Here is an 18,489-nt window from a genome sequence, read left to right as displayed (position 1 = left end):
GCTTCTACGATTCGTTAGCGCCTAGCAAACGGTCAATCTCTTCGACGGGCGACATGGAGAACGGCACCCCAATGACGGCGAACGGATTGGTCTGCACGTTTATGGAGACGAGCTCGAATTTCGCCAAAAAGCTTATCGCGCTTCCATTCCTCCATAAGAATATGTCCGGAGAAGGTTTCTAGGAGCTTAATGTACGCCTCCACATGATAGATGCGTTCCCAATCGAAATGTCGGAGGTGAACAACCTCGAACAGACCGCTTGCCTCAATCTCGTCTACTTGCTCCTGAAGTTCTCCGACCCGCGGCCAGTCGTTGTCCTCTACAGGCTTACCTTCCCCGATTTCATGATACACGTCTTGAATGTCAACAAAGAAGGGATCTCCTTCATCCGCAAAAACGTGATTGGCATTCCAGAACGCCAGGTGTCCGCCCGGACGAAGGGCTTGCCATGCCTTCCTGTACCGAACTTCAGGATCAATCCAATTCCAAGCAGTCGCAGCGAATACCAGATCGTAACCATCCCCCGCCTCCGGTTGCCACACCTCGAAATTCCCGTTAATAACGTTAACATTCATGCCTGCAAGGTTGCGCCGAGCAGTTGCAGCGAGCTCCGCGCCGAGTTCGATGCACGTGATATTAAATCCTCGCTGTGCTAGTGGAAGAGTCGCCTTTCCTGTAGCACAACCTACTTCCAACAAACGGTTGCCTGCCTTCAAATGGGTCACGCGCAATAGATCATTGAGCAAGTCTTCGGGGTAATCCGGACGCGCTTGCTGGTAAATGCTCGCGGCTTGTTCAAACGACTCGCGTAATTTATTTTGATCATTCTTCACGTTTAACCTGCCTCCCTATACGCTGTAAGAGCTGCCTATTTTCCGATTTCCCTTTCGTTTACTATATCCCCTGGTCATTCACCCACTCCAAGACTATCCCTTCCGAATATGTTGTAGGTGCTCATACCTATTCGACTCGAGGGAGTGGAAACAGTGCCCGGACTATTACGAACAGTGAACGGAACGACTACCCTATTCGCAACGGCGAGCATCAAATCCAAGCAAGAAGGCATCTTAAGCGCGAACGTCGACGTGGTCGCCAATCCCCGCAGCGGTGTCATGGACTTCTTCCTAAACATTACGCAAAATGCATGCAATTTGGCAACAATAAAGATCCAGTCTCTGACTCGCACAAGCAGCAGACTCACCGCTTCCTTCGGCAAACAAGTGAAAGGTGCTTGCAGCGCCAACATTATTTTTCGAGATCAGAAAGGCAAGCTCACGGCCAGAGGATTTATCAACAAGAAAGCCATCGTTCCGATCAAATTCGGCGGCTGCGGCTGTCAAGATGGATGCTCTTGCGGAGGTTCGCAGAAGGTTCGTTTCAAAGACGGCACTACGTTAAACGTGCGAATAGGCAAATCGCTTAACCTTGCGCTTAAGCGCCTATTCACGAAGCTTGCGCGGGAACTAAAGAAGCTGACTCCGCGAAGAAGCAGAGCTGCCGTCGCTGCCGCAGCGGCTAACGATCGGGAAGCTTGCCGAGCAAACTGTGTGCGAATCGGCAACGCTTGCCGGGCCGCGTGCGGTATTTTCGCTCCATTATGTGCACCGATTTGCGCTACCGCTCAGGGAGTTTGCATCATCCAGTGCGGTTTTTGATTCGTAGATAACTAAAAAACAGAGCCGGCAAATTCTTGCCGTGCTCTGTTTGTAGTCTACCGGCTCCCGCTCACGAACAGCTGCTTCTGATCGTTGACCTCCGCGTAGAAAATATTCTTGATAGCAGAACCATGCTGGGATTTGAGCTGCTTCTCCAACCAGTCCTCGTTTACTCCGGCCGCTTGAAGCTGGTCTTTCATGAGATAACCATCGATAATGACCGCGTATGAGAGCCCTTCCTGTTGAGGCGAGAGCTTGAGATCATCCGGCGTTACCGGTCTTGCCGTCGATTTCGGCAGTATGGACAAGTCTCCGCCCGCCTCCAGAATCGCATACTCCACGTCCGACACCTGAAAATAACCTTGTACCCGGAGCTGGGAGAGCAGCATATGCAGATTCATGCTGTTCTTTCGGAGCTCTTTCTTGTCGATGACCCCTTTGGCAATGAGAATCGAGGGCGTAAAGTCCATCTTGTAAAACCAGCGGTGCAGCGACAGCTTCGCGATTACCACTAGGCAAAGACCCATAAAGATCATTCCTGCAGCCGTCTTGAACGAGTCCTTATTTACTAAAGGCTGCGCGGCCACGTTCGAAATCACGAACAGAATGGCCAAGTCATAGGGAGTCAGCTGAGCTATTGATTTTTTGCCGATAAAATTGGTGACGAGCCAGGTCGCCAGAAGCACGATTAAGCATCGCACGGCGAATACGAAGAATTCCATTGTGATCACAGCTCCCTATGGTGACTTTGGCGATAGAGAAGTAATATTGTCGAACAAGACCAGCGCTTCCTTCGTGCTGTACCGAACGGTTCGAAGATCCTTCTCCTCTGTTGCGGCCTTGAGCACGTCTAACGTAACGTTCATCAACGTGAAACTGGTATCGGCGTACTTAATCGCGATGAGGGTATGGCCCTTCTTCCAAATTCGCAGTACGCTCTCGACTTCTTGCTGAGCCTGACTCCATTTCCCTTGAATCGCATAGGACTCGACGCTATGAAGACGGTCCTGAAAGTCGGGGTTCCCCGCATGGAAGAGTTGATATTGCCATATGAATAGTCCGCCTAATAGCAGAAGCAGAATAACCGACAAAACGACAGTTAAACTTTTTTGTTTCAATGTAAAAAACCTCCTTCTGGTTAGCATTGACCAGAAGGAGGGGAGTCAAACCATGTCCATTGACGCGATGGAGCTGCGGCTGCAGGTGCTTATTTATTCAACAATTGAACCACGTCATCCAACTGAGCGTTAAACGACATTACGTCATACGAGAACCATAGATCCGAATTGACCGCATACACTTTGCCTGCCTTGACGGCGGGGAGGTTCTTCCACAGACTGCTCTTGTTCACCTCATCTACGAAGTCGGGGTCATTATCGAAGGTGACGAGGAACAAGCGATCGGCCGAAGCGTAGTCGGGCAGCTTCTCAAGCGATATATTCAGCCCTTGTTCATTGTTGCCTTTACTCATCTCCGCGCTTACCAAATCCGTCATTGGAAATTTCAGCGCATCATATAAGGTATACCCGACATTGCTGTTTCCGTAGATACGCAGTTGCTTCATATCATAACCGCCGATAACGACGACACCGAAGGTTTCCCCCGGCTTAACGAAGGTCGCCAGCTTCGCCCGCGTGTCCTCTGCTTTCTTCTCGTAAGCTTGAATCCATTCATCGGCCTTGTCCTTCATGCCGACAAGGGCCGCGACTTCCTTGAAGTGGACAAACGCATCGTGGCCTTCCCATTGGACTGCGATTGTCGGGGCGATCTTGGTCCATTGCTCTACTTGATCCTTGTTATATTCTGTGGCGATAATCAGATCCGGCTTTAAAGCGAGCATCTTCTCTACATCAGGGGCATTGGCCACCCCAATGTCCTCGATCCCTTCCAGCTGATCCTTAGTCGCTGCATAGCCTGTGAGTAGATGAGTGGCGGCACCAACCGGTTTAACACCAACGGCAGCCATCTCCGGTAAATACTGCGTCGTAATGATACGCTTTGGATGAGTGGGAATATCCACCTTACGACCAAGCGCGTCCGTGAAGGTATAGGTAGCAGACTCATTGGTATCGACTTCTTTATTTCCGTTGTTTCCGCAAGCGGACAAGAGCAAGAGTATGAAGACCAACATCCCGATCAGTGCGAGTCGGTTCTGTTTCATTCGAAGCTGTAACATAAAACGGTTAAACCCCTTTTCACGATATATTTTAAACTCCAACTATTGCGTAATAATGAGAATTATTATCACTTACTGTTGAAGTATAAGCTATTCCACTGCTTGCGAAAATGGATGATGGTGCTCCGTTTCCCTGTATGATCATGCTTTTAGTACGCCTGGCAGCTCGTCCAGAAACTTTCTCTGCGTATAGGCCGAGTACTCGAACCACATGTAGGGCGACAGCAAGGAGATGTTATGGTTTCTTACCGCCCTCAGTTCCGCCCAAGCTTCCACCTGGCGCAGCTCTTCCCAGCTTGTTCGCGGATCTAAGCTATCCGTCATCATAATGAGCATCCGATCCGCGTCCAGCTCGGCCAATCGCTGCAGCGTCAGTTCCTGATGTGAATGATTGATGTCTTTCCCCAGCGGGGACATAAACCCAAGGTCTTCATACATGACGCTTGCGACCGAACGGTTGCCATACGCATAGATTTTTCCTTGATGCAGTTGCAGCATGAGCACAGATTCGTTCCGGCTCAGACCTTCTAATTGATGCGTGGTTTTGATAACTTTCCGCTCGTACTCCTCCATCCATGCCTCGTATTCGGCCTCATTGCCCAGAAACTCGGCGGCGAGCCGCATATGCTCTCGCCAGTTGGCAGATGTCCAAGGTACAAATAAGGTAGGCGCGATTTCTTTAAGTTTGAGCTGTTCTTCTTCGACCGTGAAGTCATCGATGCCGATAATAAAGTCCGGCTTTGCTTGCCTTAGCGCATTCAGATTGAAGTCATAATGATGGCTTAGTTTCACCACGACGTCGGATTCGTACTTCCGACGATAAATGTCCGTCCAATAATGATCCATAGGCGCGGCATAAGGCACAATTCGCAGCGGCAGCAGCTGTCCGATATTCGGGAAGCTGTACGCTGCGATTTTACGTTTGCGGCTCTTCATGTAAGAGGCCGGCGGAATGCCGACCTTCTGCTTGAATTTGCGGGCGAAGTAATACTCATCTTGATATCCGATCCGCTCGGCCACTTCTTGAAGACGAATGTCCGTCCTCTCCATCAGCCTCTTGGATTGGCTAATTCGGAGCTCTAACAAACAATCGATTGCGCTTATGCCGAAGGCGCGCTTAAACGAGCGCATATAATGATAGCGGCTAAGCCCTGCCAGATCCGCCAACTCGTCGATGGTAATATTCCGGTTATAATGAAGCTCCATATACGCCTTCGTTTGAGTTAACGTATACTTCACGGCTTGATCCTTGCGTGAGAAATCAAGCAGCAAGCGGTATACAATGTCGTGAAAAAGCGCCTGGGACTGGAATCGCTGTATTGCTGCTCCGCTCCCCCACAAGTTTACGATGGATTCGCAGCTTTGAACGATTTTCACAGGGTCAGATAGCTGGACGATGCCGTTTACCGGAAAATCGCCCTTGGTACTGCCCTCATCTACCTTGATGTCAAAGCGAAGAATATATAGCTCCGAGTCCTCTTCCCCTTCAACAACCGCATAGACAAGCTGATTCGGCAAGCATAGGATCGCACTGCCTGCCGCCAACGAGGAATACGCTCCGTCCACGGCTATCTGAGCATCCCCTCTGCCCACAATCAGAATCAAATAAGAGTCAATATAGTTCAACGGTATGCGCCACTGCGCGTCCTTCACAACTTCGATTTCCTTAAGCTTCATCCATACTTCATCTAGCTCGTGATGCTCTTTCATCTCCGTTCGAGCCCCTTCGTTAAATGATAACTATTCTCAGTAATAGTTATCATATCATAGGTTTGCAGACAATAGAAAAGGCCTCACCATCCCTAGGACGGTGAGGCCTTCTATCATGCTCTACTTAATGCATCATCACGGGAGCATTGACTTGATCCGTTGCTTCGCCTTCCACGGCTTTCGGCTTCCGAAGCAGAATGGCCAATAAGGCGCCGGCCGTAGCGATACATCCGGCGATGAAGAACGTATCTCCGAAAGCGGCTACGAGCGAGACAGCCGCATCGCCTTTACTCGTAGTCATATGATCCGTCATTCGCGTGCTCAGATAACTGGCCAATCCCGCAACCGCGAATGACACCACGACTTGCTGAGCAGCGGACGTAAGCGGCGTTACCCGGCCTACGAGATGGCGAGGTGCTGCTTTCAAGATATGCGTATTAACCGGCATCATCGACAGTCCCATGCCTACGCCCATAATCATCGTTGCAATGATGACGAAGCCTGAGCCGGAATCCGCTTGAATTTGCGACATATAGAACATGCCTGCCGCAACAAAGGCGACCCCGACCACACAAACGGCGCGAGCGCCGAATTTATCGAACAGTTTACCGCCAATAGGCATAAACAATCCTGTCATCGCGACCTGCGGCAGGATCATAAACCCGGTTTTGAGCGGCTCATAATGAAACACTTGCTGCATGTACATCGGCACGAACAGGAAGGAACCGAATAAGGCCATGAACATGAGCCAAGACGTAACCATGCCGATGGTGAAGTCCGGGGACTTGAACGCGCGAAGCTCCAGTAACGGTTGTTTATGGCGAAGCTCGACAATAATGAATAACACCAAGGCTACGAAGCCCACAATTAAGCCGACAATCGTTTTCGTAGAACCCCAATCTTTGCCGCCTTCACTAACCGCGTAAGATAACGTAGCGAATGCGATCGGTGCAAGGAACATGCCCCATATATCGAGTTCCGGCACGGTTTTGCGTTCTACTCTCGGTAAGTACTTGAGGCCAACTAAGATGGCAATAATACCGATTGGCAGATTGATCAGGAAGATCCAGTGCCACGTCGCGTATTCCAGCAGATAACCGCCCAATACCGGTCCAAGCGCGGGTCCCAGCATCATTGGAATGCCGAGCATGCCCATGACCGCACCCTGCTTGTTAGGAGGAGCAAGCTTGAAAATAATCGCCATCCCGATCGGCTGTACCATGCCTCCGCCGATACCTTGAATAACACGATAGGCGATCAGTTGTTCAGGCGTTGTCGCAAAGGAACATAGAAGAGAACCTGCCGCGAACAAGAATATCGTGATCAGAAAAATTTGTTTGGCGCCGAATCGATCGGTTAGCCAGCCGGCCAGCGGAATAACCGCGGAAAGCGCCAGCGTATAAGCAGTAATGGACCATTGCATCGTATTGACGGACGACTTGAAATCATCCATTAAAGTCGGCAATGCAATGTTCATCACCGTACTGTCGAGGATAACCATGATCATCCCGACGACGATTGCCATTAGCGGACCCATAATCGCTTTCATCGAGAACGGCGCTTCCTCTGTGGCAGCAACTGCATTCGAATAGTTAGACAACTTATCTCCTCATTTCCTTAAACTCTTACCAATAAACGGTACTATTATTGGTCCGATTTTGCAATCGCCTAAACGACATTTATTGTTAATTTTTAGTTTCAGAAAAAAGAACCCGCTTCCCGCAGGTTCATGAAAGCCCATTCCGGATATCAGGCAATTTCGCCGATATCGTGTTGGCCGACAATAAGCTTCACCGGTTCCAAGTACACCCTGGTAACGACCGGTTGCGCAATCATATCAAGCTCGATATCCTTGATTTGATAACGAGCGATTTTGCCTTCCCTTTTGTCGTAGACAACGCTAAATTCCTTCAACCCCAATTGATGAATCAAGATGGATGAACCGATCGACAAAGCCGCCGTCTCGTACTCCCCATGCTCAAACAACACTTCCGAGATAATTTCATCATCCATATCCACGATTTTCACTTGCTGGCAGAACTGGTAGTGCATGAACGAATCTCCCCTTCCATTTCTTCTAGATGCCGATGTGCCTATGCAAATCGTTAGTACCATTCTCCTATAATATCGGTTGCTTCCTGCTAAAATTGAAATTCAAGCCGGCGTTTTGTGATTCCCTGCACCACTATGCTACAATACTGAGATTAATGTAATTACACATAAGCGAGGTCTTATCGACAGCTATGCTAATCATCGGAATTGCAGGCGGCACGGGATCGGGTAAAACAACGGTCGCGCGCTCAGTCATTGAACATCACGGGTCTGATAAAGTGACCTTTATATCGCAAGACAACTATTACAAAGACCATCCCCATCTTACGATGGCCGAACGCGAGCAGCTAAACTACGATCATCCGCTCGTGTTCGAGAACGACCTGCTGGTCGAGCATTTGAAGCTGCTGAAGGCCGGACAGACCGCCTACGCGCCGGTCTATGATTTCACCATGCATGCCCGCTTCAAGGATCGAACCGAGAAGCTCATGCCCTACAACATCGTCATTATTGAAGGGCTTCACGTGCTCTCTGACGAGAACCTGCGGGCGATGCTCGATATCAAGGTGTTCGTCGACACCGATCCGGACGTCCGTATACTGCGCCGGGTATTGCGCGACATGGAAGAGCGCGGCCGGTCGATCCAATCCGTCCACGATCAATACTTGCAGACCGTCAAGCCCATGCACGAGGCTTTCATCGAACCGTCCAAGAAATACGCCGACATCATCATCCCCGAAGGCGGGCAGAATGAAGTGGGCATCCGACTGCTTTCCATATTGACGGAGAAATACTTAGGCGAGAAACGCATAACCGAATAGGTGAACATAACAAATACATCGCCCGGGCACAGCCCATGGCGATGTATTTGTTTCATTTCGGATCTTATCTGAGACAAGTGAGCGCCAACTTCATTTTCTCGATGTAGGCGGCTTCCCCGCCGGTACACATGAACGTCACATGACCGCTCCCCAAGCCTGTTTCGATGCCATAGCGATTCAACAACGCCGACAACCTTCTGACCGTGCCAGCGTTTCCGTTGACGATCTCGATATGGGGCGGCAATAGGTCGCGGAGAATATCCGTATAGAACGGATAATGCGTACAGCCTAACACGATAATGCCGTACTGGTTAAGATCATAGGGGGCAAGCTTACCTCGGAAGTACTCACCCATGACATCCCTATCGAATTGAAGGGATTCGCAGTACTGGACAAGCTCCGGCAACGGCAGCGAATCCACGATGCCATCTTGATCTACGCGGGATACGAGCGCATAGTATTTAGGCATCTGCAGCGTAAGAGGTGTAGCGAAAACAAGTACTCTCTTGCCGGTTGCGCGATTCATCTCTACGGCCGGTTTGACGGCAGGCTCCATGCCGATAATCGGAAAGGAATACCGCTCTCTCAGCTCGTTTATCGCAATGCTTGTCGCCGTGTTGCAAGCAATAACAAGCGCATCGATGCCATGCTGAACCATCTTCTCCACAGCTTCAAAGACGAAGGTCTGCACGTCTTCCTTCGATTTGGTCCCGTAGGGGACGTGCGTGGTATCTGCCATATAGAGATAATCCTCAGCAGGGAGCAGCCTGAGCGATTCCGCCAATACCGTAAGCCCGCCAATGCCGGAATCAAAAAAACCGAGTTTCATAGGGAATCAATTCCTATCGAATGTTGTAGTCATAGTCATACCTACAGCATAGCGCGATTGAACTCCCTAGGGCAAGAACTGACATGTTGTTTTCGTTGCCATTTTCACAGATTCATAGAGATGAACCTTTACTCTGTCGCAAATTCCGAACCGCTGGCCGATGGATTCTTCTCGACTTGAACGACTTCTCCGGTTTCGGCATTGATCGTTGCAACGTAAAGATCGTTTAGCTGGATGTCCATTTCCTTACCCGCAAGTAAATCCCGCTTCGCTTTGGCGAGCTCTTCATCGGTGTACGTGTATTTCTGACTTTGGAAAGCTACAAAATAGAACGTGCCTTCCATGTCTTCGCGTTTGCCCAAATTATAAGAAATATCCATGCCGCTTAAGGATACGTTATATTTGTCTTGAATCGCTTTCTCCGCCGTTACAACGGCGATCTTCTCGTGCACCGGCACATGTTCGACTTTAGTAATGGCGGGCGGCTGGTGTTTACCGGTAACCTCCACCTGCTGCGCATGATCAAATGTAGACGCATTTGCCGAGATCACGCTGTTTCCTGCAACCAGCACGGTCGCTACTCCCAGAGTCATTGCTGCCGTGATAAACTTCTTCTTCATTCTTCATTACCTCCAATAGTTTATGGTGTTTCGTAGCTACAAACCCACTATAATGGAGCCGCATTATGAACTAATCTTCAAGTTGTAATCGAGTTGTAAAATACACGGAGACCCTTGTATATTCATTTTCTTTGGACTCGATTCGTATGGTTGCACCATGGAGCTGGGCAATCTGATGGCAGATGGATAAGCCAAGCCCAATTCCACCTAATTCTTTGGAACGGGATCGATCCACGACATAGAACGCTTCCGTAATTCTTGCGATGTCCTTCTGCGGGATGCCTCTTCCATGATCCAAGACTTCAAGCACAACGCCTTCGTCATTATGGAAGCTTCTCAATAGAATCTCCCCGCCAGCCGAGGATGCTTTGATGCTGTTCTCGACTAAGTTAATGAACAAGGACTGCAGTAGTTCTTGATCGCCATAGACTTTGTCAGCCGAGCACTCCCATCGCACCTTCATCTGCTTTGCCTCTACGTGATGCCGCTCCATGTTTACCACATAGGCGAACAGATTCTCTATATCAACAGGCTCCCTTGCAATCTCACCGCTCTTCAAATACAGTAATTGCATCATTTTGCCCGAGAGAACATCCAGCCTCGCAATATGCTCATGAATGTACTGAACCGCCATTTGTCGTTCATCCTCGTTATAATTGGCATGATTCAGAAACGCGCTATACCCCTTGATCGCTGTAATGGGTGTTTTCAGTTCATGCGTGAGGTTGTTGATGAATAACTCTTTGTCTTCGCTCGCCTTATTGATCGTTTCAATATGATGCGAAACCGCACCCGCCATCTTATTAAAATCTTGCGCCAATTCCCCGAACTCGTCGTTCCCGCTTACCTTCACTCGCTGCTCATACGCGCCTGCGGCAATGGCCTTCACGCCTTTGTTCAACCTGCGAATAGGCGCGGTTAATTGAAACAGCAGAAAAATAAGCGCTGCCGATAAAATCAACGAAATGACGATGCTCAATCGAATGAAATACTGCCGCAACGTGACATGATAGTCCTGTAAATACTCCGATTTTCTTGAAATAACGAGTCTTAAGTCTTGGAGCTCCATCTTTCCGCCGACAAACAGCCATAGCTCGCCATTCATCTTTCTGTAAACGAATCGGTACGGCTCCCCGTGAAGCTCCGCCCGCTCCCCGGCAAACTCATAGGCATTGGAGAAGAGCAATTGATCCGCCCGGTAAACCTCCAGAAGGATATTCTCTTTATTAGGATTGGCCGCAAAACTGGCGATTAACGTCTCGTAGTCGGTACTTCCCGAGCTTTCGGTATAGGCGCGAAGGATGTAGCTTAATGATTTTTCGATGCTCCCGTATTCGCTCATGCCTCTTGAGATATCCAATTGTTCGTTTAGTTCATAGCTCTTCTTGAGAAGCGCATAGGCCCCGAGGTCGAAGGCGATCAGAAATACAATCAACACGCTTAAGTACGTCTTCTGCCAAAATTTCACCTCTACACCTCTAGCCTGTACCCGTATTTATACACCGTCTTGATTCGATTCTCCCAATTCAGTTTCTTTCGCAGCTTCTGAATATGCACGTCAACGGTTCTTGTCTCGCCATAGAAATCAAAGCCCCAGGTCTGTTCGATAATTCTCTCGCGTGACAGCGCGATATTTTTATTTTGCACAAGAAGGTCCATTAATTGAAACTCCTTATTCGTTAGCTCCACTTCTTGTCCTTGAACCGTCACAACATGCTTGTCCAGATCAACGACGGTGTCATCCAGCCTAAATTCGTTGGCAGTCTTGTGGTTTCTTCTTAGAATGACATGGATGCGCGCGATGAGTTCCACGGCTTCGAAAGGCTTAACGATATAATCTTCCGCTCCGGTCTCGAGGCCGTGCACTTTATCCGAAACCGTAGTTCTTGCCGTCAAGAAGATGACCGGCACGCCCCGTTTCACGATATCCTGTACGATTTCAAAGCCGTCTCTGCCGGGCAGCATCACATCGAGAATAACTAAATCGATTCGCGTCTCATTCAAGGTTTGCAGAACGTGATCGCCACTATATAATTGCACATACTCATGCCCGACCATCTTCAAATTGACGGCAATCAAATCGTTGATGGCCTTCTCATCATCTACAATCAGTATTTTCGCCATAAGCATACACCTCTACGCCATGATAGCAATTCCGAAATGGAAAGTTATCATGGAGTTGTAAAATTGTTTATCCCACAGTCTACCCCACTGAAGTTGATCCATTCCAAGCAGAGGAAGTCTCCTGCTAATTAAAGATATAAAAAAACAGAGCAACGGCAGCTATATCGCCGTGCTCTGTTTCAAATTTGAACGTTTATGGCTGAAGCAGCCAACGGTGAGCCTTAGCAAACAGCGGTCCCCACGTAGATTCGTGGTGCGTGCCGCCCGGAATGTAGTCGAATTGAATTCGACCTTCCGCCACCCCTGCTGCAATCAGCGTCTGTTGTGTCAGTGTAACGTGCTCATGAGCAATCCGATTAAAGTCCGGATTGTCGGTCTCCAATTCGCCGATGCTCAGATAGACGCGCAGCGTGGGAGAGATAACCGACTTCTGGATCAATTCAATGATTGCACCGTTGTCATGCCACATGACGAACGATAATCCGCCTACTCGGTCGAACTGGGCGGGATAACGGATAGCGGCGTAGAGCGAGATATACGCTCCGAACGAGCTTCCGCTAATCATCGTATGCTCCGGTTCGGGAAGGGTCCGATAGTGAAGATCGATATACGGTTTAAGCGTCTCCGCGAGGAATGCGGCGTAAGCTTCGCCTTTGCCTCCGAAGCCATATTCCGCGTTAATCGTGAAGTTATACTCATTGTTGCGCTGGTCGCCTCCATTGTCGATAGCAACCACGATCGCCTCGATCTCCGGTTCATCAACTGCCAGCTGCTCCAATGTCTCGTCGACGCCCCACTCGGTGCCCCATGACGTCGGTTGATTAAACACATTTTGACCGTCGTGCATATAAAGGACCGGATACCTGCGATCACCTTCGTTATAGCTTCTCGGCAAGTAGATCCACACTCTGCGTTCGGTCTGCAATTGCGGAATCGGGAACGCTTCGATCACCCTCACATCACCGGTAATGGTATGTACGGCGTCGTCTTTCAGCACTTCTCTCCACGGCAAAGCAGTAAGATTCATCATCGTTTCCCCTCAGCGTGAATAAGCTTTAAGCTTCGCGCATGATGGCGGCCAATCGGCACGACCATCGGGGAATCCGACACAGGGTCGCGAATGACCGCGCAGTCAAGGTCGAAGACTTCTTGGATCAAGCCGGCCGTAATGACCTCAGACGGCTTGCCTTCCGCCACCAGCTTGCCTTCGCGAAGAGCGAAGATATAGTCAGCATAACGGGCGGACAAGTTAATGTCGTGAAGCACCATGACGATTGTCGTGCCGTGCTTGCGGTTGAGATCGGTCAACAAATCCAATATCTCGACCTGATAGGTAATATCCAAGAAGGTCGTCGGCTCATCGAGGAACAGAATGTCCGTCTGCTGCGCCAGTGCCATGGCAATCCAGACGCGCTGCCTCTGGCCGCCGGACAGCTCATCGATATTCCGGTCTCCCAGATCTGTGATCTTCATAATGTCCATCGCTTCGGCGACGGCCTCGTAATCCTTCTTCGTCCATCCGCCGAGCCAGCTCTGATGCGGGAAACGCCCTCGGCCAACCAAGTCCGCGACCGTAATCCCTTCCGGCACGATCGGAGACTGCGGCAATATGCCGAGGATCCGAGCGAGCGGCTTGGGGGAGAACTCGTGGAGCGCCTTGCCGTCCAGCGTGATTTGGCCGGATTCCGGTTTAATCAGCTTCGCCATGGTTTTCAGCAGCGTGGACTTTCCGCATGCATTGGCTCCGATAATGACGCTGATCTTGTTGCTCGGAACGGATAAGCTCACACCATGGAGAATCGTTTTGTTGTCATAACCCGCAACGGTTTGTTCAGCTTGGAACTGATGGCTGGGTTTCATGATTAGAAATCCCCCTTTCGGTTCATTCGGATAAGCAGGTAGATCAGATACGGCGCTCCGAGAATACCGGTGATGACGCCCACGGGAAACCGGGTCTCGAACGCATACTGGCCGATCAGATCAGCCCCTAGAACCAAGATAACGCCGACCAGACCGGCAGGAATAACGGTCGAGTAGCCGACGCCGACCAATCGCTTCGCGATCGGGCCCGCCAGAAAAGCTACGAAAGCAATGGGACCTGTTGTCGCGGTCGCTATGGCAATTAAGCAAACAGCGCTTAAGACTAGCAGAATGCGGGTTCTGTCCGTGTGAATCCCAAGGGAAGAAGCCGATTGTTCGCCAAGCTCGAGCAGACTAAGGCGCTTGCCCAATAGCATGATAATTGGGGTGCACACCAATACGGTAATCGCAAGCGGCGGGAGATCATCCAATTGCGTGCCGTTAAGGCTTCCGCTTAGCCAGCGGAATGCTGCAGGAACGTCGTATGTTGAGCTAATCTTCAACAGGTAGGTAATGACAGATCCGAACATGGCATCCAGACCGATACCGATCAGAACAAGCCGCCCGATGGAGAAGACTTTCCGACGGGACAACAGATAGAGCAGCATCACCGAAGCTAAGCCTGCCAGGAACGCCGAAATGGAGACTACCGCTTCGCTCGTATGAAGGTAGATGATACAGAAGACGGCTGCGACGCTGGAACTTGACGTAATGCCCAGTACGTCCGGATTCGCAAGCGGATTCCGGAGCATCGTCTGAAACGTATTGCCCGCTAATCCGAAAGCAAATCCTGCTAACAGTCCCGCCAGCATGCGCGGCAACCGGATCGTCTCCATGGTGAAGGTCAATCCTTTGACCTCTCCTCCCAGCAGAACCCGCACGATATCTTTGACCGGATAGATCGTATTGCCGAAATAAAGCATCGCGAAGCAAAGCAGGAAGGAAATGCCTCCGAGCAGGGAAGTAATCAGGACAAAGCGGCGGCGCCTTAGACGCCTGCCCGTCATAATGAGGTTAATCGTCGACGTATTCATCATAAGGATCGCACTTTCGATCTAATCGCCAACAGGATGAGGATCGGGGCACCGACGAATGCGGTGACCATGCCGACCTCCAGCTCCCCGGGGCTTCCGAGGACTCTGCCGATGACGTCAGATATGGTTAAGATAACCGCGCCGGCCAAAGCCGACATCGGAATAAGATAACGTTGATCAGGTCCGATTAACAGACGGATGACGTGGGTCGCCAGCAGTCCAATGAAACCGATCGGACCGGCAAGCGCAGTGACGGTACCGCATAGCAAGACGCCAGCTATCGACGCAACGAGTCGCAAGATTCCGGTTCGCACACCTAGTCCACTAGCTGCCTCATCGCCAAGCGCGAGCGCATTGAGAGCGGCAGCCGATGCGATTGCAATTAGCATGCCAACAATGAGAAAAGGTAGGAACGTCGTGATATCATGCCAATTCGCCGAGCCGACGCTGCCCATCTGCCAGAAACGAAACCGGTCCATGACTTCGGCGCGCGGAATCATGATGGCGCTGATAAGCGAAGAAAGTGCGGCACTTGTAGCCGCACCTGCTAACACGAGCTTGATAGGCGTAGGTCCGCCACGTCCCAATGAACCGATGCCGAACACGAACACCGCGGTAATCGCCGCTCCTGCGCAAGCCAGCCCAATATATTGGTTAGCCGTACTAATATGGAAGAACGCGATTCCGCAAACGACGAACAATGCCGCACCGGTATTGACCCCGAGCACGCTCGGATCGGCAATCGGATTGCGTGTGACCGCCTGCATGAGAGAACCTGCGATGCCGAGCGCCCCGCCGCAGCAGAGACTGAACACCGTTCGCGCGACGCGCTGGTGCATAATACTGGCACCGAATGAATCGGTGCCAGTATTGAACAACCCGTCTACCATTTCCTTCATGCCTAGGACCCGAGAGCCGAACGCCAGAGATGCCAAGATGCAGGCACCGAGCACGGCCAAGCCGATAATCAAGACGATCGCGAAGTGCTTGGGCACAGACGACTTTAGCGGCTTAGATACGGGGGAGACTAAATTAACCATTTGCCTTCTTAGCAGCCGCATCGATCAGTTTCAAGTACTCGTCAAGCGTATAAGAGATGGACAGCGGATTCGGGTTGCCAGCAGCTGCAAGCGGCGTGTTGTCCTTGATCAGAACCATGGAGCCTTTAGCGATTGCCGGAATCTTGCCAAGCAGCGGATCAGCTTGAAGCTTCTTCAGCAAAGCTTCGTCCCCGTAAGTAACAATAATATCGGTATCGTTAAGGATATCCGCGTTCTCGGCGCTAAGTTCGAAATAGAAGCTATCCTTGGACACTTTGCTAAGCACGGATTCCGAGTATTTCATGCCGAGCTCAACTAAGAAGTCGCCGCGAGGATCTCCAGGCGCATAAATAGAAACTTTCGACATGTCGTCCGGGTAAAAGAATGCGAAGAGAGCATTCTTGCCTTGAAGGTCCGGATAAGCGCTTGCCTTCTCTTTAATAACATTTTCTGTATCCTTAATGAGCTGCTCGCCTTCTGCTTCCATACCCATACCCATCGAATCGAACTTGATCATCTCTTGCCAGCTCGTAACCCAAGGGCTCTTCTGATAAGCAACTACCGGAGCGATCTTGCTCAATGTTTCGTAGTCTTCCTTCGTAAGACCGGAATAAGCTGCCAGAATGACATCAGGCTTCGAATCCGAGATTGCTTCGAAGTCTAGACCGTCTGTATCTTGATAAATGTTAGGGGATGTTGAACCAAGCTCGTCGAGCTTCTTCTTCGTCCAAGGCAACAAGCCGCTGCCGTCCGTAACGCCGTAGTTCGCCGCCGAGAATCCGACAGGTACAACGCCGAGTGCCAGAGCAACGTCTTGGTTCGCCCACGAAATTGTAGCAATCCGTTCAGGCTTCTTCTCTAGTACCGTCTCACCGAATGCGTGCTTAATCGTGATTGGATATTGTTGCGTTGCTTCCTCAGAAGCAGTCTCATTCGAAGCCGGCGCATTAGCCGCGACGTTCGAGTTCGTTGCCCCGGAATTCGTGGTATTCGCTGCATTGCTGTTGGTATTGTTGTTGCTGCCACAGCCTGTCAGAGCGAGCATAAGCGTAAGTGATGCGAGAAGAGTAGACACTACAAATTTACGTTTGGACTTCATTGGTACAACCCCATCCTCTTTTTTATAATAATTGATAACGATTATCATTATTAGTATTGTAAGGTGGTTCGGAAGACCTGTCAATGGACGTTCACAGAATGTTCGAAGCTTTGTATCAATTGCAGGTTTTCGTACTGTACTGAGCGAATCCACCGATGAAACGACAGCAGGCTGCTCGACGAGATCGTGTCCGTCATGAGCCACAACTAATAGATGCTCAAAAAAAAAGACCAGAACGCCTAACTAAGGCGTTCTGGTCTTTATCGTACCCGCGGTTATATTACTGCTGTAAAGCAGAATGAATCTCGACAATTCCGCTATCGTAGCTGCTGCCGTTCCATACGGAGTAGGACAGCTTGTTGCCCGAAGGGCTCCAAGAGGAACTCACGGCATTCTCGACGTCGACTACGACACGGGTCGCTTCATCGGACAGAAGGTCGTGGACGTAGAGGCCTTTGACCGTCGCTCCGCTTGCCTCGCCTTGCATGCTGTACGCGATCAGCCGCTGATCCGCTGACCAAGAGATTGCACCAATTTCCGCGCCTTCCGCGATTGTCTTAGCGTTCCCTCCGTCCAGATCACACAGGACAAGCTTCACTTTAGAGCCGTCGTATTGCTTCACCAGCAGCTGCTTGCCGTCGGGCGAAGGAATGACGCTGCCTACGGAACCAAGTCCCATATCCTTGGTCTCCTTGGTATCCAGATGGAGCACCTTCAGCGCTTCATCCGCATTGGAGTTGTAATAGATGCTGTTGCCGAGCTTGGCTACGATAATCAGTGCGCCTTTGTCCAATTCCTTAAGTGCGGCGATATCACCTTCCGCGGTTGCCGTGTAAGCTCCGCCAGCATAAGAAGCTCCGATGATGCTGCCATCATCCGTCCATCCAGCGCTCATGGCTCCACCGATCGGATCACCGGCCAAACCAACCGACTTCAGCGTTTCCAGATTCATGACATAAAACGCAGGATCGCCGAGCGTGTACGCCTGGTAGATCAGATGTTTCTTGTCCGGCGACAAGCTTGCGCCCCCCAAGAACACGTTCTCCTGTTCTTTCAGCGGTACGAAGTCCCCTGTCTTCAGATTGACTCGGTACAGGCTGCGCGGGTAGGAATCCGCCAGCTCCTCCAGCTTCATTTTCGCTAAAGAATCATTCTCCTTGGATACAATGACTGTATCCTCGTCCAGCCAGCCGAATACTTCCGTCTTCCCGTACATCTTGATGTCGCCTAATGTAATGGCCGGTCCAGCCGTCGGTTTCTCGTTTCCTTTATCAATGACGGTAATGGTTTTCCCCGGCTCCTTGATGACTTGACGATTCCCTTCGTTATTTCCGCTGCAAGCGGTGAGGGTAAGCAGCAATGCGGGAACGCATGCGATAATGGCTAATTTTCTTGTATGGATCAATGTGATCGCCTCCTTAATGCATACAATACCAACCGAATGTTGCAAAAGAACGAAGGGTTGTTTC

At 50.5% G+C, this 18,489-nt stretch carries 19 protein-coding genes; 2 read left to right on the top strand and 17 right to left on the bottom strand.

What is annotated here, in order from left to right; genetic code table 11:
• Positions 1–32: 32 nt before the first annotated feature.
• Positions 33–833, bottom strand: coding sequence for a class I SAM-dependent methyltransferase (locus tag BLW29_RS22985; protein WP_090983971.1), 801 nt, complete (start codon positions 831–833; stop codon positions 33–35).
• A 153-nt stretch (positions 834–986) separates the two neighbouring features.
• Between BLW29_RS22985 and BLW29_RS22980 the strand changes: the two genes are divergently transcribed.
• Entirely contained in the window at positions 987–1,655 is a 669-nt protein-coding gene (locus BLW29_RS22980; RefSeq protein WP_090983970.1) for a hypothetical protein, read from the top strand.
• A 56-nt stretch (positions 1,656–1,711) separates the two neighbouring features.
• On the opposite strand, the gene BLW29_RS22975 is transcribed toward BLW29_RS22980, so the two are convergent.
• From BLW29_RS22975 to BLW29_RS22950, 6 genes are all read right to left on the bottom strand, one after another.
• Positions 1,712–2,377, bottom strand: a complete 666-nt coding sequence (locus tag BLW29_RS22975) for a DUF421 domain-containing protein (RefSeq protein WP_090983968.1) — start codon at positions 2,375–2,377, stop codon at positions 1,712–1,714.
• 15 nt (positions 2,378–2,392) lie between these two features.
• Positions 2,393–2,773 (bottom strand): hypothetical protein, encoded by a 381-nt coding sequence (locus tag BLW29_RS22970; RefSeq protein WP_177186781.1) that lies wholly within the window; start codon positions 2,771–2,773, stop codon positions 2,393–2,395.
• Positions 2,774–2,862: 89 nt separating this feature from the next.
• Complete coding sequence (locus BLW29_RS22965) at positions 2,863–3,831, bottom strand: ABC transporter substrate-binding protein (RefSeq protein ID WP_090983964.1); 969 nt, start codon at positions 3,829–3,831, stop codon at positions 2,863–2,865.
• A 141-nt stretch (positions 3,832–3,972) separates the two neighbouring features.
• Positions 3,973–5,541 carry an AraC family transcriptional regulator gene (locus BLW29_RS22960; RefSeq protein WP_090983962.1) on the bottom strand — a complete coding sequence of 523 codons (1,569 nt, stop codon included), beginning with the start codon at positions 5,539–5,541 and terminating at the stop codon, positions 3,973–3,975.
• 124 nt (positions 5,542–5,665) lie between these two features.
• Positions 5,666–7,141: a DHA2 family efflux MFS transporter permease subunit gene (locus BLW29_RS22955; RefSeq protein ID WP_256208819.1), complete on the bottom strand. Its 1,476-nt coding sequence runs from the start codon at positions 7,139–7,141 to the stop codon at positions 5,666–5,668.
• 149 nt (positions 7,142–7,290) lie between these two features.
• Positions 7,291–7,593, bottom strand: coding sequence for a hypothetical protein (locus BLW29_RS22950; RefSeq protein ID WP_090983960.1), 303 nt, complete (start codon positions 7,591–7,593; stop codon positions 7,291–7,293).
• 191 nt (positions 7,594–7,784) lie between these two features.
• Between BLW29_RS22950 and udk the strand changes: the two genes are divergently transcribed.
• Positions 7,785–8,414, top strand: a complete 630-nt coding sequence (gene udk, locus BLW29_RS22945) for a uridine kinase (protein ID WP_090983958.1) — start codon at positions 7,785–7,787, stop codon at positions 8,412–8,414.
• A gap of 64 nt (positions 8,415–8,478) precedes the next feature.
• On the opposite strand, the gene murI is transcribed toward udk, so the two are convergent.
• The 10 genes from murI to BLW29_RS22895 all read right to left on the bottom strand — a co-directional run bounded on the left by murI (position 8,479) and on the right by BLW29_RS22895 (position 18,425).
• Positions 8,479–9,243, bottom strand: a complete 765-nt coding sequence (gene murI / locus BLW29_RS22940; protein ID WP_090983956.1) for a glutamate racemase — start codon at positions 9,241–9,243, stop codon at positions 8,479–8,481.
• 128 nt (positions 9,244–9,371) lie between these two features.
• Positions 9,372–9,863 (bottom strand): hypothetical protein, encoded by a 492-nt coding sequence (locus BLW29_RS22935; protein ID WP_090983954.1) that lies wholly within the window; start codon positions 9,861–9,863, stop codon positions 9,372–9,374.
• Between the two features lie 70 nt (positions 9,864–9,933).
• Positions 9,934–11,331 carry a sensor histidine kinase gene (locus tag BLW29_RS22930; protein WP_090983952.1) on the bottom strand — a complete coding sequence of 466 codons (1,398 nt, stop codon included), beginning with the start codon at positions 11,329–11,331 and terminating at the stop codon, positions 9,934–9,936.
• A 2-nt stretch (positions 11,332–11,333) separates the two neighbouring features.
• Positions 11,334–11,987: a response regulator transcription factor gene (locus BLW29_RS22925; RefSeq protein WP_090983951.1), complete on the bottom strand. Its 654-nt coding sequence runs from the start codon at positions 11,985–11,987 to the stop codon at positions 11,334–11,336.
• A gap of 193 nt (positions 11,988–12,180) precedes the next feature.
• The gene (locus BLW29_RS22920; RefSeq protein ID WP_090983949.1) at positions 12,181–13,017 is read right to left on the bottom strand and encodes an alpha/beta hydrolase; all 837 of its coding nucleotides are present in this window, start codon (positions 13,015–13,017) and stop codon (positions 12,181–12,183) included.
• Entirely contained in the window at positions 13,014–13,847 is an 834-nt protein-coding gene (locus BLW29_RS22915; RefSeq protein ID WP_090983947.1) for an ABC transporter ATP-binding protein, read from the bottom strand. Before BLW29_RS22915 ends, BLW29_RS22920 begins: the two co-directional genes overlap by 4 nt.
• Before the next feature lie 2 nt (positions 13,848–13,849).
• A complete protein-coding gene (locus BLW29_RS22910) occupies positions 13,850–14,881 on the bottom strand; it encodes a FecCD family ABC transporter permease (RefSeq protein ID WP_090984176.1) in 1,032 nt (343 codons plus the stop codon).
• Positions 14,881–15,921 carry a FecCD family ABC transporter permease gene (locus BLW29_RS22905; protein ID WP_090983945.1) on the bottom strand — a complete coding sequence of 347 codons (1,041 nt, stop codon included), beginning with the start codon at positions 15,919–15,921 and terminating at the stop codon, positions 14,881–14,883. Before BLW29_RS22905 ends, BLW29_RS22910 begins: the two co-directional genes overlap by 1 nt.
• A complete protein-coding gene (locus tag BLW29_RS22900; RefSeq protein WP_090983943.1) occupies positions 15,914–17,020 on the bottom strand; it encodes an iron-siderophore ABC transporter substrate-binding protein in 1,107 nt (368 codons plus the stop codon). Before BLW29_RS22900 ends, BLW29_RS22905 begins: the two co-directional genes overlap by 8 nt.
• Before the next feature lie 280 nt (positions 17,021–17,300).
• Positions 17,301–18,425 (bottom strand): TolB family protein, encoded by a 1,125-nt coding sequence (locus tag BLW29_RS22895; RefSeq protein WP_090983941.1) that lies wholly within the window; start codon positions 18,423–18,425, stop codon positions 17,301–17,303.
• Between the last annotated feature and the right edge of the window lie 64 nt (positions 18,426–18,489).

Origin of the sequence: Paenibacillus sp. CF384, from assembly GCF_900106745.1 — a bacterium.
Lineage (GTDB): Bacteria > Bacillota > Bacilli > Paenibacillales > Paenibacillaceae > Paenibacillus_Z.
The sequence above is the reverse complement of the archived record's forward strand: the minus strand, read 5'-3'. Positions and strand labels throughout refer to the sequence as shown.